Below are 16,641 nucleotides of genomic sequence, written 5' to 3'. Positions count from 1 at the left end.
CCCATGTTGCGGCCGCGAGCTGGCGGTTGGGGGCTGACACATCCCCACCGTGGCAGCCGGCGGCTCCGCCGATTGGAGATTCGATGACCGAGCCGACCGACCCTTCGGCGTCAAAGGCCGCCCCGTGGGACTTCGCCGCTCTCGACGCGGCTGGTGCCGCCCTCGCTGGGTGGGTTGGGGGGCGGGCCGAGTCCGAGTCCGAGGAAGAGGAAGAGTCGGCCGGCGGCGAGGCTGAGGTCGATCTTGATGCTGTGGGACCCGCGGGGGCGGGCCCCGGTTCCAGCGTATCGGCGAGCACTGACACTTCCGGGGCCGAAGCTGAGGCTGCGCCTGAATCTGTGGACAACTCGGTGGCCGGCGCGGAGGGCGCCGGGGCTGAGGCTTCCGATCTTGAACCCGCGGGGGCGCCCCCCGGTTCCAGTGTATCGACCAGCACCGACACTTCCGGGGCCGAAGCCGAGGTCGCGGCCGAATCTGTGGACAACTCCGCGCCTGAGTTCGAACCGGCCCCCGACCCCGCAGCTGAGGCCGATTCTGCGCAGGAGCCCGTAGCCGAGCCCGAGGCAGCCCCTGAGCTCGAGGCCGAGCCCGGCACCGCGCCTGACGCCGAGTTCGACCCTGACACCGAGCCCGAGCCCGAGCCCGAAACGCGGGACCTGGACGCGGCCGCAGTCACCGCCGCCCTGGAAGCGGCAGACCTGGCGAACGCAACCCCGGAGGACATCGAGGACTCAGGCCTCCCGGACCTGACGAACGACCAGGAGTTCGACGGGGCACTGGAATCGGTCCTGCTCGTGGTCGACTCCCCGATCCACGAGGACCAGCTGTCGAGCGCCCTGGAGCAGCCGGTCAAACGGGTCAAGGAGGCGCTGAGTAGGATCAGCACCCGGTACACCGAGTCCGGCAGCGGCATCGACCTGCGCAGGGTGGGTGACGGCTGGCGCTTCTACACCCGCGACCGCTTCGCCCCCTTCGTGGAGAAGCTGCTGCTGGACGGCCAGCGGGCCAAGCTCACGCGTGCCGCCCTGGAGACGCTCGCGGTCATCGCCTACCGGCAGCCGGTCACCAGGGCGCGGATCGCCGCGGTGCGCGGCGTCAACGTGGACGGTGTGATCCGCACCCTCGTCGCGCGGGGCCTCATCGAGGAGATCGGCACCGACAGCGACACGGGTGGGATCCTGTACCGCACGACCGAACTGTTCCTGGAGCGGTTGGGGCTGCCGTCGCTCGCCGACCTGCCACCGATCGCCCCCCTGTTGCCCGAAGTGGATGCGATCGACGATGTCTGAACAGGAAGGCGTACGGCTGCAGAAGGTGCTCGCTCAGGCGGGCATCGCGAGCCGCCGCGCCTCGGAGGAACTGATCGCCGAGGGCCGGGTCCAGGTCGACGGCAAGGTCGTCAAGGAGCAGGGGCGGCGCATCGACCCGGAGACGGCCGTCGTGCACGTCGACGGGGTCCGGGTGCAGATCCGCGAGGACATCATCACCATCGCGATGAACAAGCCGCTCGGCGTGCTGTCCACGATGGAGGACGACCTGGGCAGGCCGTGCGTCGGCGACTTCGTGCGCAACCGCAAGGAGCGGCTGTTCCACGTCGGGCGCCTCGACGCGGACACCGAGGGGCTGCTGCTGCTCACGAACGACGGCGAGCTGGCGCACCGGCTCATGCACCCGTCGTACAACGTCACGAAGACCTACCTCGCCGAGGTGCCGGGTCCGGTCGAGCGGGGTGTCGGCAAGCGGTTGCGCGCCGGCATCGAGCTCGAGGACGGGCCGGTCAAGGTCGACTCGTTCAAGCTCGTCGACTCGATGCCCGGCCGCGCGCTCGTCGAGGTCGTGCTGCACGAGGGGCGCAAGCACATCGTGCGGCGGCTGCTCGAAGAGGTCGGCTACCCGGTGCGCAGCCTGGTCCGCACCGCCGTCGGCGAGGTGCTGCTCGGCAACCAGCGGCCCGGCTCGATGCGCGTGCTCAACCGGCAGGAAGTCGGCGGGCTGTACAAGCTCGTAGGACTGTAGGCGGGAGGTCGGTGGAGCCACTGGGGTCGGCTCCACCGACCTGTGCACCGGCACCGGTTCGGGGCGAGAGTGCCGGCAGCTGCCCCGGCGGCGGACAGAGACCGCCTGCCTCCCCCGCAGGTGATCTCGCCCGCCGCCGTACCACCCGAAATGCGGTGGTCCTTCCCCCGGCGAGATCAACGCTAGGGCGAACGGGTTGTTCAGAGGCCTTTCGTGGACGCTGAACAAAGTTCTCTGAACAATGACGCCGTGCCCAGGCGCGAGCGCCCGCTCGACGCGGGCGAGAGCGAGTTACTGCAGTTCGCGGCGGACCTGCGCAGGTTGCGCGAGTTGGCGGGAAGCCCGACCTACCGCGAGCTGAGCAGGCGTGCCCACTACTCGGCCGCCGCGTTGTCCGAGGCCGCGGGCGGGCGGAAGCTGCCGAGCCTCGCCGTCACCCTGGCGTACGTCCAGGCCTGCGAAGGCGACTCCGCCGAGTGGGAGGCGCGCTGGCGCAACGCGCTCCAGCACGACATGGGCCTGGACGGGCAGTCGCCGTACGTGGGGCTCAAGCCGTTCCAGGCCGCCGACGCGCACCGCTTCTTCGGCCGCGACCGGCTCACCTCCGAGCTGCTCGACCTGGTGACTGAACGCCGGTTCATCGGCGTGTTCGGCGCGTCCGGGGTGGGGAAGTCGTCGGTGCTGCGGGCTGGGCTCATCGCGCGGACCGACCTGCCGGTGATGCTGTTCACGCCCGGCGCCGACCCGCTGGACGAGGTCGCGATGCAGCTCGCGACCGTGCGCGACGAGTCCGTCAAAGCGCTGCGCGCCGAGCTGGAGGACGATCCGGCGAACCTGAAACGCCTGGCCGACGGGCTGCTGGTCGTCGTCGACCAGTTCGAGGAGCTGTTCACGCTGTGCCGCGACAACCGGCAGCGCGAGTGGCTGATCACGGCGCTGACCAGCGGCCCGCACGTGGTGATCGGGGTGCGCGCGGACTTCTACGGGCACTGCGCGCGGTACCCGAGGCTGGTGGACGCGCTGCGCGGCGGGCAGGTCATGGTCGGCGCGATGAGCGCGGACGAGCTGCGGCAGGCCGTCACCGAACCCGCTCACCACGCGGGTGCCAAGGTCGAGGCGGCGCTGCTGGCCAGGCTGATGTCGGACGCCGTGGGCCAGGCGAGCGTGCTGCCGCTGCTGTCGCACGCGCTCGCCGAGACGTGGGTGCGCCGGGACGGCATGACGCTCACGCTCGCAGGCTACGAGCAGGCGGGCGGGCTGGAGCACGCGGTCACGCAGACCGCGCACGACGTGTACACCTCGCTCGGCACCGCGCAGCGCAAGGAGGCGCGGGAGATCCTGCTCCGGCTGATCGCCGTCGGCGACGGGACGGACGACACGAAGCGCAAGGTGCGGCTGGGCGAGGTCAGCGCCAGCGAGGTGCTCGACAAGCTCGTCGCCGCACGCCTGCTGACGCTCGACGGTGACGGTGTGGAGCTCGCGCACGAGGCGCTGATCCGCTCGTGGCCGCTGCTGCGGGAGTGGATCGGGCAGGACCGCGACGGGCTCCGCGTGCACCGCAGGCTCACCGACGCGGCGGACGCGTGGGAGTCACTCGGCCGCGACCCCGGCGCGCTGTACCGGGGCGTGCGGCTGGAGGTCGCTCTCGAGTGGCGCGCGCACTCGCACACCGCGCTGAACGAGCGGGAGCGGGCGTTTCTCGCCGCGAGCGAGGCGGCAGAAGAAGAGGTGCGGACTGCCGTCCGCAAGCGCACGAGGCGCGGCCGCTATCTCATCGCGGTGCTGGTCGTCCTGCTCGCGGTGGCGCTCACCTCGACGGTCGTCGCGCTGAACGCGCAGCGCAGCGCGAACGAGGAGCGCAACAACGCGCTGGCGCTCAAGGCCGTCGGCGAGGCGGCCGCGCTGCGCACGACCAACCCGGCGCTCGCGATCCAGCTGAGCCTGGCCGCCTACCAGCTGGCTGGCGTGCCGGACGCGTTGCGCGGCCTGCGCTACGACGCGTTCACCGGACAGCAGCTGCGCCAGTCCGGCAGCGAGGTCACGGCGATGGTGCTCACGCCGGTGCAGCAGCTGCTGTCCGGGCACCGCGACGGCACCGTGCTCTTCACCGACCTGCGCGACCAGCCCGGCCCGCGCGAGCCGGTGCGGATGACCAAGCACGAGGGCGCGGTCGTGGCGATGGCGATCAGCGCCGACGGCCGCACGGTCGTGACCGCGGGCGAGGACGGCTACGTCCACATCATCGACGTGTCGCTGGGCAGGCCGAGCGAGATCGGCACGTTCCAGGCGCACGCCGGCCCGGTCACCGCCATGGCGTTCCGCCGCGACACGCTCGTCACCGCGGGCCAGGACAGCCTGGTGAAGATGTGGGACGGCGTGCGCAACGCGTCGCAGAAGCTGGTGCGCACGCACGCCGACGTGCTGCCGAAACTGCGGCACGTGGCGTTCAGCGACGACGGCAACAGGATGGTCGCGGTGACCGTCGGCGGTGACGCGATCGTGCTCGACGTCGGCGGCGGGGGAGAGCTGTACCCGAGGGCGACGCTGCCGCAGGCCGCGACGACCGCGTCGTTCAACCAGCACGGCGACATCGTCACCGCGGGCGGCCAGGTCGCGACCGTGTGGGACCAGACCCGTCTCGGGCAGCGCAAGAACGGCGACATCCCCGGCGAGGGCGGGCAGATCACCGCCGCGATCTACAGCCACGACGGCAAGACCGTCGCCACGGCCAACGAGGACGGCACCACCCGGCTGTGGTCGCTCCCCGCGTCCGGCGCGCCGATCGAGACCGTCCGGCTGAGCGGCCACGCCGGGGCCGTCACGACCGTCGCGCTGATGCCGGACTCGGACACCGTCGTCACCGGCGGCGCGGACGGAACGTTGCGGCTGTGGGAGATCGGCGGCCGCGACCGCTACGACCGGGCGTGCGAACGCGCGGTGCCGCGAATGACCGAAGAGGACTGGAACCGCTACTTCCCCGGCGTGGAGTTCAAGCCACCCTGTCCGTCCCAGTAGGAGCACAGGTCCTTCGTGGTGGACGGCTGCTGGTCCATGGCACCCGCCCACCACGTTGCGCGTCGGAGCGAGGCGTCCCCCGAACCACCTCGTCCTCAGCAACCCGCACTCGCGAAACTAGGCTGTGGGAACGCGATGGCCCAGCCTTTTGGCGAGGGCCGAAACGTCGGGGGAGCAGAACGACGGTGCCACGAGGGGAACGCCCGCTCGACGAGGGCGAGAGCGAGTTGCTGCGGTTCGCCGCCGACCTGCGGCGGTTGCGGGAGAAGGCGGGCGGTCCGCCCTACCGCGAGCTCAGTCGTCGCGCGCACTACTCGGCGGCGGCGCTGTCGGAGGCGGCGGGCGGGCGCAGGGCGCCGACGCTGGCGGTGACGCTCGCGTACGTCCAGGCCTGCGACGGCGACGTCGTCGAGTGGGAGACGCGCTGGCGTGAGCTGGCCCAGCCCGATGACCGGCCGGCCACCGACGAGTCGCCGTACGTCGGGCTGGCCGCGTTCCAGACGGCGGACGCCGAGCGCTTCTTCGGCCGCGAACGGCTGACCGCCGAGCTCGTGGAACTGGTGGGGCAGCGGCGGTTCGTCGGGGTGTTCGGCGCGTCCGGGTCGGGCAAGTCGTCGGTGCTGCGCGCGGGCCTGGTGCCAGCGCTGGAGACGCCGGTGCTGGTGTTCGCGCCCGGCGCACACCCGGTGGACGAGTGCGCGGTGCGGCTCGCGGGGCTCACCTGCGAGTCGGCGGTCGTGCTGAAGCAGGAGCTCGCCGCCGACCCGGCGAACCTGCGGCTGCGGATCCGGCAGTTCGACGAGGACCTGCTGCTGGTCGTCGACCAGTTCGAGGAGGTGTTCACCCTCGCGCCCGCTGAGGAGCGCGAGTGGCTGATCGCGGCGCTGACCGAGGCCCCGCGCGTCGTGATCGGTGTCCGATCGGACTTCTACCCGCACTGCGAACGGCACACCGGACTGGTCGGCGCGTTGCGCGGCGGGCAGGTCATGGTCGGTCCGATGAGCACCGAGGAACTGCGCCGGGCCATCGTCGAACCCGCGCTCGCCGTGGGAGCGAAGGTCGAGACGGCGCTGGTCGCGCGGCTCGTCGCCGACGCGGCCGGGCAGGCGGCGGTGCTGCCGCTGCTGTCGCACGCGCTCGTCGAGACGTGGCAGCGCAGGCGCGGGATCACGTTGTCCCTGCACGGGTACATGGAGGCGGGCGGCGTCGAGCACGCCATCGCCCGCACCGCCGAACACCTGTACAGCACGTTGTCCGGCACCGAGAAGATCGCCGTGCGGCACGTGTTCCTGCGGTTGATCGCGCTCGGCGACGGGCCCGACGACACCAAGCGCAGGGTGAGCCGCCACGAGATCGACTCCGACCAGCTGCTCGAAGAGCTCGCCGCCGCCCGGCTGATCACGCTCGACCGCGACCACGTCGAGCTGGCGCACGAGGCGCTGATCCGCTCGTGGCCGCGGCTGCGCCAGTGGCTGGACGAAGACCGCGAAGGGCTGCGGATCCACCGCCAGCTCACCGACGCCCCCGACGCGTGGGAGGCGCACGGCCGCGACTCCGGCGCGCTCTACCGGGGGACGCGGCTGACGATCGCGAAGAAGTGGCACACCCCGGAACGCGGCCTCTCCGACCGCGAAGCCGACTTCCTCACCGCGAGCATCGCCGAGGAGGACGCCGGGCAACTGGCCGCCCGGCGGCGCGTCAGCCGCCGACGCCGAGGGGTGCTCGTGCTCGTCGTCCTGATCTTCGTTGGGTTCGGCACGATCGGCTCGCTGCTGTCGGTCGGCCCGAAGGAGAACGCTGAGAAGCAGCGCAAAGGCCGCATGGCGGAACTGGCTGTCACGGCCGCGACGGAGCTGCGGAACACCGACCCCGCGCTGGCGCTGCAGCTGGTCCAGGAGGCGTACCGCATGACGCGGACTCCCGAGATGGCCGGCAGGCTCAGCGAGATGGCCGCACTGACCTACTACCTGCGGTTTCGCCTGCCGGACGGCACGATCCCCGAGGTGCGGGTCGGCGACGACGCCGAGCTGTCGCTGGTGCGCGGCAGGGACGTCGCCCAGTGGGCGCTGTTCGACCTGAAGGGCGGCGGCTTCCAGGAGATCAAGGGCAGGCCCGTCGGCGACCTGGCGGTCCACGCTCTCCCCGAACTCGGCCAGCACGTGCGCGAGACAGGGCTCCCCGTGGGGGAAGCGGACCGGGCGGCCGAGCGGATCTGCTCGGTCACCCGGCCCGTCATCACGGCTGGCCAGTGGGCCCGCTACTTCACCGGCGAGCCCTACGCGCCGTTGTGCGCCGAGATCAGTTGAGCAGTTCCCAGCCGCGCTGGGTGAGGCGGTGCTTCACCGCCCGCCCCTCGCGGTGCGTGGACACGAACCCCGCCCCGCGCAACGCCGTGGCGTGCTGCGACGCCGTCGGCAGGCTGATCCCCACGTGCCTGGCCAGGTCGGTGGTCGACCGCTCGGTCGTCAACGCGCGCAGCACCTCGGTGCGCGTCCGGCCGAGCGCGCCCTCCAGGCTGACGCCCGACGTGGGCACCGCGGCCGCCGGGTAGAACAGGATCGGCTGCTGACCCGAGGTGAGCGCCGCGGCCGGACCGGTCCGGGCGTGCACGGTCGGCACGAGCAGCAGGCCCCTGCCGTTGAGGTGGATGTCGCCGTCCCACCACATGTCCACGTGCAGCACCCCCGCCTCCCAGCGGATCGACGGGTGCAGCGAGCCGAGCATCGCACCGAACCCGTCGGTGAACGCCTGCCGCGCCCGCGTCCGCACCTCGGCGTCGAACGACTGGGAGATCTGCTCCCACGTCGGCGCGAGCTGCGTGCGGTGGTAGTTGTGCAGCGCGGTGCGCAGGTCCATCCGCGACCTGGCATCACCCCGCGCGAACGACCGCAGCCACGGCGACGTCGTGCCGAAGCTCGCCAACTGCGCGCGAGCCGAGCCGGTGGCCAGGTCGAGCACCTCGCCGACCGCGTCCACGAACTTCGGCCGCGCCGAGTCGAAGAAGTCCGGGATGAGGTGGTTCGGCCGGATCAGCTCGGCGAGCGGTGCGATGACCGGCAGCAGCGCGCGGTCCCATTCGCGGGAACGCACTCCGAACACCAGCTCGTACATCGGCAACGGGCTGCTGGCGAACAACGTGTTCGCCAGGTCTTCCAGCCCGAAGTGGATGCGCAGTGACTTTCCCCCTGTTGGCGCACCGGTCGCGATAATGGACGGCATCGCGGGTGCGCAGTAAGTCGACAGCATTTCCCTCTCCCCCAGGAGATGTGTGCTCCCCAATGACGACAGACGCTAGGGCGATCGGGTTGTTCAGTGTCAGGCCGTGGACGCTGAACAACCGGGACTGAACAATGGGCGGGTCTGAGGGGGAGGCGAAGGTGCCACGACGTGAACGTCCGATCGGGGGCGACGAGGGGGCGTTGTCCCAGTTCGCGGGCGATCTGCGCAGGCTGAGGGAGAGCGCGGGCAGGCCGACGTACCGCGAGCTGGCCAGGCTCGCCCACTACTCGCCAGCCGCGTTGTCCGAGGCGGCGGGTGGCAGGAAGCTGCCGAGCCTCGCGGTGACGCTGGCCTACGTGGGTGCCTGCGAAGGAGACCTGACGGAGTGGGAGGAGCGCTGGCGGGAAATCGCGGCGTGTGAACGCAGCGAAATGGGTTCCACCAACTCACCCTATGTCGGATTGCAGGCATTTCAACCGGAGGACGTGGATCGTTTCTTCGGCCGGGAGCAGTTGACGGAGGAGCTGATCGCCGCTGTTCGGACCCGCCCGTTCGTCGGCGTGTTCGGCGCGTCCGGGTCGGGCAAGTCGTCGGTGTTGCGCGCGGGACTGGTGCCGAGGATCGGCGCGCCCGCGCTGGTGTTCACGCCCGGCGTCCACCCGGCCGACGAGTGCGCGGTGCGGCTCGCCGGGCTCACCGGTGAGTCGGCCGTGCGGCTGAAGCAGGAGCTCGACGCGGACCCGGCGAACCTGCACCTGCGGATCCGGCAGTGGAACCCGGACCTGGTGCTGGTGGTCGACCAGTTCGAGGAGGTCTTCACGCTCGCGTCCGCCGAGGAACGCGAGTGGTTCGTCCGCGCGCTGACGTCGGGGCCGCGCGTGGTGATCGGCGTGCGCGCGGACTTCTACGGCCACTGCGGGCGGCACCCCGCGCTGGTGGAGGCGTTGCGCGGCAGCCAGGTGCTCGTCGGCCCGATGACACCGGACGAGCTGCGCCGCGCGATCACCGAACCGGCCGCGCGTGCGGGCGTGAAGGTGGAGACCGCGCTGGTGGCGCGGCTCGTCGCCGACGTCACGGGTCAGGCGGCGGCGTTGCCGCTGGTGTCGCACGCGCTGGTCGAGACGTGGCAGCGCAGGCGCGGGATGGCGCTGGCGCTGTCCTCGTACGAGGAGGCGGGCGGGCTCGAGCACGCCGTCGCGCGCACCGCCGAGACGGTGTTCCGGTCGTTCGCCGCGGCCGAGCAGAGCGCGGCGCGCCTGCTGTTCCTGCGGCTGATCGCGCTGGGGGACGGCACCGAGGACACCAAGCGCCGCGTCCCGCGCGGCGAGCTGGACGTCGACGACTCGGTGCTCGAAGGGCTCGCGTCCGCGCGGCTGATCTCGATCGACCGCGACGCCGTCGAGCTGACGCACGAGGCGCTGATCCGCTCGTGGCCGCGGCTGCGCGACTGGATCGCGGAGAACAGGGAACGGCTGCGCGTGCACCGGCAGCTGGTCGACGCGACCGCGGTGTGGGAGGCCGACGGGCGCGACCCGGACGCGCTCTACCGGGGCGTGCGGCTCGCGCAGGCGAAGGCGCTCGGCGACCTGATCGGCTGGCGGGAGCGCGAGTTCCTCACCGCGAGCGCCGAGCTCGAACGCGAGCACGACGCGTCCGAGCGGCTGCACACCCACCGGCTGCGGCAGTTCGTCGCGATACTGGCCGCGGTGGTGCTCGTGCTCGCCGGCACGGTCGTCTACGCGGTGATCATCCAGCGCGAGGCGACCAGGGCCGCCAACAACGCCATGTCCCACCGCGGCGCGATGGAGGCGATGATGCTGCTCAACTCCTCCCCGCACGCCGCCGCGCGCACGGCGCTCGCCGCGTACAGCCTCACCCCGACCGAGGCCGCGCGCGACGCGCTGCTCAGCTCGTACGCCGCCAGCAAGCGGGCGCTCGTCGAGCTCACCGGGCCGGTCGACGAGACACCGGCCATCGCACCCGGCGGCAAGGTGGTCGTCGGAAGGGACAACGCCGGGAAGTACCGGTTGTGGAGCCTGTCCGGCTACGCCTTCACCACGCGCGGCGAGCTGGGGCCGTCCGGCGGCGGCGCGGTGTTCAGCGCGGACGGCCGGTACGTCGTGACGCACGACGACCAGTACACCCCGTTGCTGTGGGACATCAGCGACCTCGACCACCCGAGGCGGGTCATGGCGCTGCCGGGGCCCGCGTTCATCCGCGACGTCAACCCGTCCACCGGGCTCGTCGTCGCGACCAGGATGAGCCGGAGCCCGACCGGCCAGACGTGGACCGGTTTCTCGCCTGCGCTGTGGGACATCCGCACCGGGGAGCCGAAGCCGGTCGCGGTGCCGGGAGCGTCGTCGGACGACGTCGTGATCAGCCCGGCGGGTGGGCTCTTGGCGATCATCCGCCTCCGCACCGGCGGGGCGGGCTTCTCCGTCGACCTCGCGCGGATCGGCGACGACCGCGCGTCGCGCACGGTGTCCTCGTTCGACGTCGACGCGACGGCCGCGGAGTCGTTCACCTTCAGCCCCGACGGGCGGTTCGTCGCCGTGCTGGTGGGCAACCGGCTCGAGGTGTGGGACGTGTCCACCCCGGAAGCGCCGCAGCACTGGGGCGCGATGTCGGGGATGATCGCGCGCGACACGAACGACCCGATCGCGGTCGCCTTCGGTGCGGACAGCGGGACGATCGTCGTGGCGTCCGCGGGCGTGCTGCGGACGTTCGGCCTCGCCGTGCCGGGGTCCTTCGTCGAGCTGGGCACGGTCACGAGCAACCTGGACGACATCAGCAGGGTGACCTTCCAGGGCGAGCGCGGGTTCGTCGCGCAGAGCCAGAAGAAGCCGCGTGAGCTGTTCGAGTTCACCGTCGACGTGGACGCGGTGGTGCTCAGCATGTGCGGCGACCCGTCCTACCACGTCAGCGACGAGGACTGGAAAGCTCTGTTCCCCGAGGTGCCGAGGAAGTCGGTCTGCGAGTGAGGGTCCGTGCCACGAGGTGAACGACCGCTGGAGTCCGGCGACGCCGCGCTGACGCGGTTCGCGGCGGACCTGCGGCTGCTGCGGGAGAAGGCGGGCAGCCCGCCGTACCGCTCGCTGGGACAGCGCGCCCACTACTCGGCGGCCACGCTGTCCGAGGCCGCGGGCGGGCGGAAGCTGCCGACGCTCGCGGTGACCCTGGCGTACGTCGCGGCCTGCGGTGGCGACCTGGGGGAGTGGGAGGCGCGGTGGCGTGAGCTGGCCGTCGGCGAGGAGCCCGCACCGGCGCTCGAGTCGCCGTACGTCGGGCTGGCCGCGTTCCAGGCCGCCGACGCGGACCGGTTCTTCGGCCGGGAGAACCTGACCGGGAAGTTGCTGGAGCTGGTGGGTTCGCGGCGGTTCGTCGGCGTGTTCGGCGCGTCGGGGTCCGGGAAGTCGTCGCTGCTGCGGGCCGGTCTGGTGCCCGCGCTGCCGGGTCGCGCGCTGGTGCTCACGCCCGGCGCGAACCCGGTGGAGGAGTGCGCGGTGCGGCTGGCCGCGCTGATGGGCGTGTCCGCGGTCGAGCTGAAGCAGGAGTTCGCCGCCGACCCGGCGAACCTGTGGCTGCGGGTGCGGCAGTTCGAGCCCGAGCTCGTGCTGGTGGTCGACCAGTTCGAGGAGGCGTTCACGCTGGCGCCGGACGCGCACTGGCTCGTGCGGGCGCTGACCGGCGGACCGCGCGTGGTTCTCGGTGTGCGCGCGGACTTCTACGGCCACTGTGGACGGTACCCGGAGCTGGTGGAATCCCTTGAGGGAAGCCAACTCCTGGTCGGCCCGATGACGTCGGACGAGCTGCGCCGCGCGATCACCGAACCCGCCGCGCGGGCTGGTGCCACGGTCGAGACGGCGTTGGTGGCACGCCTCGTCGCGGATGTGGCCGGTCAGGCCGCCGCGCTGCCGCTGGTGTCGCACGCGCTCGTCGAGACGTGGCGGCGCAGGCGCGGGATGACGTTGTCGCTCAACGGTTACGAGGCCGCGGGCGGCATCGAGCACGCGGTCGCGCGCACCGCCGAGGAGGTGTTCTTCGCCTTCTCACCGGACGAACAGCGCGCCGCGCGCTTGTTGTTCCTGCGCCTGATCGCGTTGGGCGAGGGCACCGAGGACACGAAGCGCCGGGTGCCGCGCCGCGAACTGGACGCCGACTCCTTGCTGGACCGGCTGGTGTCGGCACGTCTGGTGACGCTGGACCGGGACTCGGTCGAGCTGACGCACGAGGCGCTGATCCGCTCGTGGCCGCGGCTGCGGGACTGGATCGCCGAGGACCGCGACGGACTGCGCGCGCATCGTCAGCTGATCGACGCCACCGACGCGTGGGAGGCGCACGGACGTGACCCGGACGCGCTGTACCGCGGAGTCCGCCTTGTGCAGGCGAAAGATCTCGGTGAGGTGTTGTCCGGCCGGGAGCGCGAGTTCCTGGACGCGAGCGTCGTCGCGGACACCGCACGCCAGGTGGCCGTGCGCAGGCGCACGCGCCGACTGCGGTTGTTCGTCGCTCTGCTGTCCGTGCTGGTGCTGCTGCTCGCGGGTGTCGTCCTGTACGCGAACAGTGCGGAGCAGACCTCGGTCGAGCAGCGCAACAACGCGCTGTCGCTGCGCGCGGCGGACGCCGCGGTCGACCTGATCGGCACCGACTCCCGTGACGCGGTGAGGATCGCGCTCGCCGCTTACCGGGTGTCTGCCACGGCGGAAGCCCGTGACGCGCTGAGCGCCGCTCAGGCGGAGATCACCAAGTCCCTGTTCGCAGGCAAGGACGAGAACGGTGCGATGGGCATGTACCTGTCGCCGCAGGGGAACCTCGCGCTCGGCACCGACCGCGATGGCCGGATGTTCCTGACCGACATCGCGAGCGGCACGTTCGAACCGGCGGGCACGCTGCCCGAGACCGGTTTCCCCGAGATGTTCAGCGGGGACGAACGCGTGCTGCTGACGAGGACCGGAGTCGGCGAGGCCGGCACGAGCTACCAATTGTGGGACATCGCCGTCCGGCACCGGATGCGCAAGATCGCGCAGTGGACGAAGCCCGCCGTCGTGCAGGACGTCAACGCGGCCGGTGACGTGCTCGCGGTCATGGGGCAGCGGCTCGACGGCAGCGGCGGCCAGGCGAACTGGGTGCCGACCGGTGTGCTCACGTTGTTGCGCGTGACGAGTTCCGGGCAGGTCGAGGAGGTGCCGGTGCCGGCCGCCGACGTCCAGTCCGCGGAACTGAGTGCCGACGGCCGCCGGATGGTCCTGGTCCGCAGGGACGCCACCATCGGGAACGTCATCGAGATCTGGGAGACGGGTGCTGAACTGCGCCGCCTGCGGATGGTGATCGGCAGCGATGGTTACCTGCAGGCGAAGATCAGTCCGGACGGCCGGTTCGTCGTGGTGCCCGACCGCGCGTTGAAGGTGCTGCGGGTGTACGAGGTGTCCGACGGCGCGGTGGAGTGGTCGGCGGTGAGCGACACGACCGCCACGTCGCTCGTCGTGGAGTTCGCGTCCGACAGCAAGACGCTGATCGTCAGCACCGAGGGGCGCGTGCTGCTCTGGAACGTCGAGCTCGCCGGACGCCCCCAGCGCATCGCGTCGTTCGGCGGGCTGGGCGGGTTGCTGGAGCAGCCCGTGTACCGGCCGGAGAAGAAGGACGTGCTGCTGATCGACCGCAACACCGGGCTCTGGCGGTTCGACCTCGACACGGACCGGCTCATCGCCACCGCGTGCAACAGCCGTGACATGGATCTGCCCGCCGCTCGGTGGAACGACTACTTCCTCGGAGTGAAACCGATTTCAGTGTGCTCATGACTATTGCTTCAGTGTGTACCGAAGTTGGTGTCACCGTGTGAAGTTCTTCGTGCACTCGTTGTGGTGGGAAGATCCACTCTCTAGGGTGACCGGGTGCGTGTGTTCACAAGGGGACTTCTCGGCATCGCCGGGTTTCTCGTGGTGTGGGAGCTGTTCGGACGCTCCCCGCTGGTTCCCGACGACGCGCTGCCGCCACCGTCGGTCGTCGTCGGAGAGCTGTTCACCCAGCTGAGCGACCAGATGTTCATCCGGCACGTGATCGCGACCGTGCTGGCGTTGTTGATCGCCGTGGTCGTCGCCGTGGTGATCGCCGTACCCAGTGGACTCGTGCTCGGCAGCGTGCCCGCCGTGCGCCACGCAACGCGAGCGGTCATCGAGTTCCTGCGGCCCATCCCGTCCGTCGCGCTCATCCCGCTCGCGCTGGTGATGCTCGGGTTCGGTCCCGAAACGAAGATCACGCTCGCGGTGTACGCGGCGCTGTGGCCGATCCTGTTCAACACCATTTACGCACTGGACGAACTGGACCCGGTGATGGTGGACACCGCGCGGGCGTTCGGCTGCGGACGGATCAGGGTGCTCCTGCAGGTCGCGCTGCCCAGCGCACTTCCCTTCGTGCTCACCGGGATCAGGCTCGCCGCGACCACCGCGCTCGTCGTGCTGGTCAGCGTGGAGCTGATGTCCGGCAGCGAGATCGGCATCGGCTACTTCATCATGGAAGCGCGCAGCGGCGCGGGCCGCATGGACCAGGTGCTCGTCGGCACGGTCGTCGCCGGTGCGATCGGCGTGCTGGTCAACGGAGGGCTCGAGCGCGCGCGGCGCCGCTGGGTGGCCTGGTGAACAGGTTCCTGCAACGCTGGACCGTGTTCGGAGGCATCGTCGCCTGCTGGCAGCTGTTCGCGTGGCTCGGTGACAACCCGTTCTTCCCGCCGCCCAGCCAGATCCTCACCGCCGCGTGGGAGTGGTGGGTGCTGGAGCCGTCCAACGTCACCGACCACATCCTGCCCAGCGTCGGACGTCTGCTGACCGGTTGGCTCGTCGCCGCCGGCATCGGCATCTCGCTCGGCCTGCTGCTCGGCCGCTCCGACACCGCGATGCAGTACGCGGGCCCGCTGCTGACGTTCCTGCGTTCGATCCCGCCGCCCGCGCTGGTGCCGGTGTTCCTGCTGCTGTTCAAGACGGGCACGTCGATGCAGCTGGCCACCATCGTCTTCGGCGTGCTGTGGCCGATCCTGCTGAACAGCGTGGACGGTGCGCGGTCAGTGGACGTGACAAAACTCGACACCTCTCTGGTGTTCCAGATCCCCAGGGCGCAGTGGGTGCTCGGCGTGGTGCTGCCCGCGGCGTCACCGAAGATCTTCGCCGGCCTGCGCGTCTCCCTGTCGCTCTCGCTGGTGCTGATGGTGATCTCCGAGCTGGTCGGCACCGACAGCGGCATCGGATCGCAACTCATGGTGGCCCAGCGCGAGTTCGACTACACGCGCATGTGGGCCGGGATCGTGCTGCTCGGCGCGATCGGCTACGGACTCAACACCGCGTTGCTCGCGGTGGAACGCAGGGCTTTGGCTTGGCAACCGAGGAGTCTTGATGACCAACATGCTTGAGGTGGCCGATCTCGGCCACACCTACGGCGAACACCAGGCCATCGCCGGCCTGTCGTTCAACGTCGGGGCCGGCGAGCTGGTGTGCGTCGTAGGCCCTTCCGGCTGCGGCAAGTCGACGCTGCTGCGCACCATCTCCGGCCTCATCACACCCTCACACGGGTCGGTGGACCTCAACGGCGACCACCTGGCCGTCGTGTTCCAGGACTACAGCCGCTCCCTGTTCCCGTGGCTGTCCGTGCAGGGCAACGTCGAGTTCCCGTTGCGCCGCACCACGAAGCGCGCCGAACGCCGCCGCCGCGCCGCGGAGGCGCTCGAGTGGGTCGGCCTCACCGACGCGGCGAAGAAGAACCCGTGGCAGCTCTCCGGTGGCATGCAGCAGCGCGTGGCCATCGCCCGCGCACTCGCCTACCAACCTTCCCTGTTGCTGATGGACGAACCTTTCGCCTCCGTCGACGCGCAGACCAGGTTCGAGCTCGAGGACCTGCTGCTGAAGGTGCGGCGCGAGCTCGGCGCCACCGTCCTCGTCGTCACGCACGACATCGACGAAGCGGTGTACCTGGGGGACCGCATCCTCGTGCTGTCCGGGTCTCCCGCCCGGCTGGTCGCCGACCTGAAGGTCGACCTGCCCGCGGTGCGGGACCAGGTCACCACGCGCACCGACGAGAAGTTCGTGACGCTGCGGTCCCGTGTGGCTCGGCTGCTCAACGTCGGCAAGCCCACCGTGGACATCGCCAAGTGGGCCGCCGCTGAGCGCGAGTCGCTGGCCGAGGAAGCGTTGGCTGACCGGTAGGTCGTGTTGTCCTAAGAGGACATCCCCACCCCCGGCCCTTCGGATGCTTGGGATCGTTCGGCTGCCGGTTTGTGCTCGGGGGCCGCGCCCGGTTGGCAGTGCGTGGGTTGGGGAGTGCGGCGGGCGCTCTTTTCCTTTGGTACCTGCCGGTTTTCGCTGTGCTCCCTTGGTACCTGACCAGCTGCGATCGGTGGGGCGGTGC

10 protein-coding genes are annotated in these 16,641 nt (G+C 71.0%); 9 read left to right on the top strand and 1 reads right to left on the bottom strand.

Annotated features, from left to right (window positions below):
* Positions 1–83: 83 nt before the first annotated feature.
* The 4 genes from scpB (at position 84) to FKR81_RS12225 (ending at position 7,337) form a co-directional block, all read left to right on the top strand.
* Entirely contained in the window at positions 84–1,289 is a 1,206-nt protein-coding gene (gene scpB / locus FKR81_RS12240; RefSeq protein ID WP_407936517.1) for an SMC-Scp complex subunit ScpB, read from the top strand.
* Positions 1,282–2,016, top strand: coding sequence for a pseudouridine synthase (locus FKR81_RS12235; protein ID WP_146351140.1), 735 nt, complete (start codon positions 1,282–1,284; stop codon positions 2,014–2,016). The genes scpB and FKR81_RS12235 overlap by 8 nt, the downstream gene beginning before the upstream one ends.
* A gap of 249 nt (positions 2,017–2,265) precedes the next feature.
* Positions 2,266–5,031, top strand: a complete 2,766-nt coding sequence (locus FKR81_RS12230; RefSeq protein WP_146351138.1) for an nSTAND1 domain-containing NTPase — start codon at positions 2,266–2,268, stop codon at positions 5,029–5,031.
* A 185-nt stretch (positions 5,032–5,216) separates the two neighbouring features.
* Entirely contained in the window at positions 5,217–7,337 is a 2,121-nt protein-coding gene (locus FKR81_RS12225; RefSeq protein WP_146351136.1) for an ATP-binding protein, read from the top strand.
* Here the strand turns inward: FKR81_RS12225 and FKR81_RS12220 are convergent.
* Positions 7,330–8,277, bottom strand: coding sequence for an ArsR/SmtB family transcription factor (locus FKR81_RS12220; RefSeq protein ID WP_146351134.1), 948 nt, complete (start codon positions 8,275–8,277; stop codon positions 7,330–7,332). The genes FKR81_RS12225 and FKR81_RS12220 overlap by 8 nt on opposite strands.
* 131 nt (positions 8,278–8,408) lie before the next feature.
* Here FKR81_RS12220 and FKR81_RS12215 point away from each other — a divergent pair, with 131 nt between their 5' ends.
* The 5 genes from FKR81_RS12215 (at position 8,409) to FKR81_RS12195 (ending at position 16,439) form a co-directional block, all read left to right on the top strand.
* Positions 8,409–11,231 (top strand): nSTAND1 domain-containing NTPase, encoded by a 2,823-nt coding sequence (locus FKR81_RS12215; protein ID WP_146351133.1) that lies wholly within the window; start codon positions 8,409–8,411, stop codon positions 11,229–11,231.
* A 6-nt stretch (positions 11,232–11,237) separates the two neighbouring features.
* Entirely contained in the window at positions 11,238–14,048 is a 2,811-nt protein-coding gene (locus tag FKR81_RS12210) for an NACHT and WD repeat domain-containing protein (RefSeq protein WP_146351131.1), read from the top strand.
* Between the two features lie 93 nt (positions 14,049–14,141).
* Positions 14,142–14,885: an ABC transporter permease gene (locus tag FKR81_RS12205; protein ID WP_146351130.1), complete on the top strand. Its 744-nt coding sequence runs from the start codon at positions 14,142–14,144 to the stop codon at positions 14,883–14,885.
* The gene (locus FKR81_RS12200; protein WP_146351129.1) at positions 14,882–15,649 is read left to right on the top strand and encodes an ABC transporter permease; all 768 of its coding nucleotides are present in this window, start codon (positions 14,882–14,884) and stop codon (positions 15,647–15,649) included. The genes FKR81_RS12205 and FKR81_RS12200 overlap by 4 nt, the downstream gene beginning before the upstream one ends.
* Positions 15,633–16,439 (top strand): ABC transporter ATP-binding protein, encoded by an 807-nt coding sequence (locus FKR81_RS12195; RefSeq protein WP_146351127.1) that lies wholly within the window; start codon positions 15,633–15,635, stop codon positions 16,437–16,439. The genes FKR81_RS12200 and FKR81_RS12195 overlap by 17 nt, the downstream gene beginning before the upstream one ends.
* Positions 16,440–16,641 lie beyond the last annotated feature (202 nt).

This window comes from Lentzea tibetensis (assembly GCF_007845675.1).
GTDB classification, from domain to species: domain Bacteria; phylum Actinomycetota; class Actinomycetes; order Mycobacteriales; family Pseudonocardiaceae; genus Lentzea; species Lentzea tibetensis.
The sequence above is the reverse complement of the archived record's forward strand: the minus strand, read 5'-3'. Positions and strand labels throughout refer to the sequence as shown.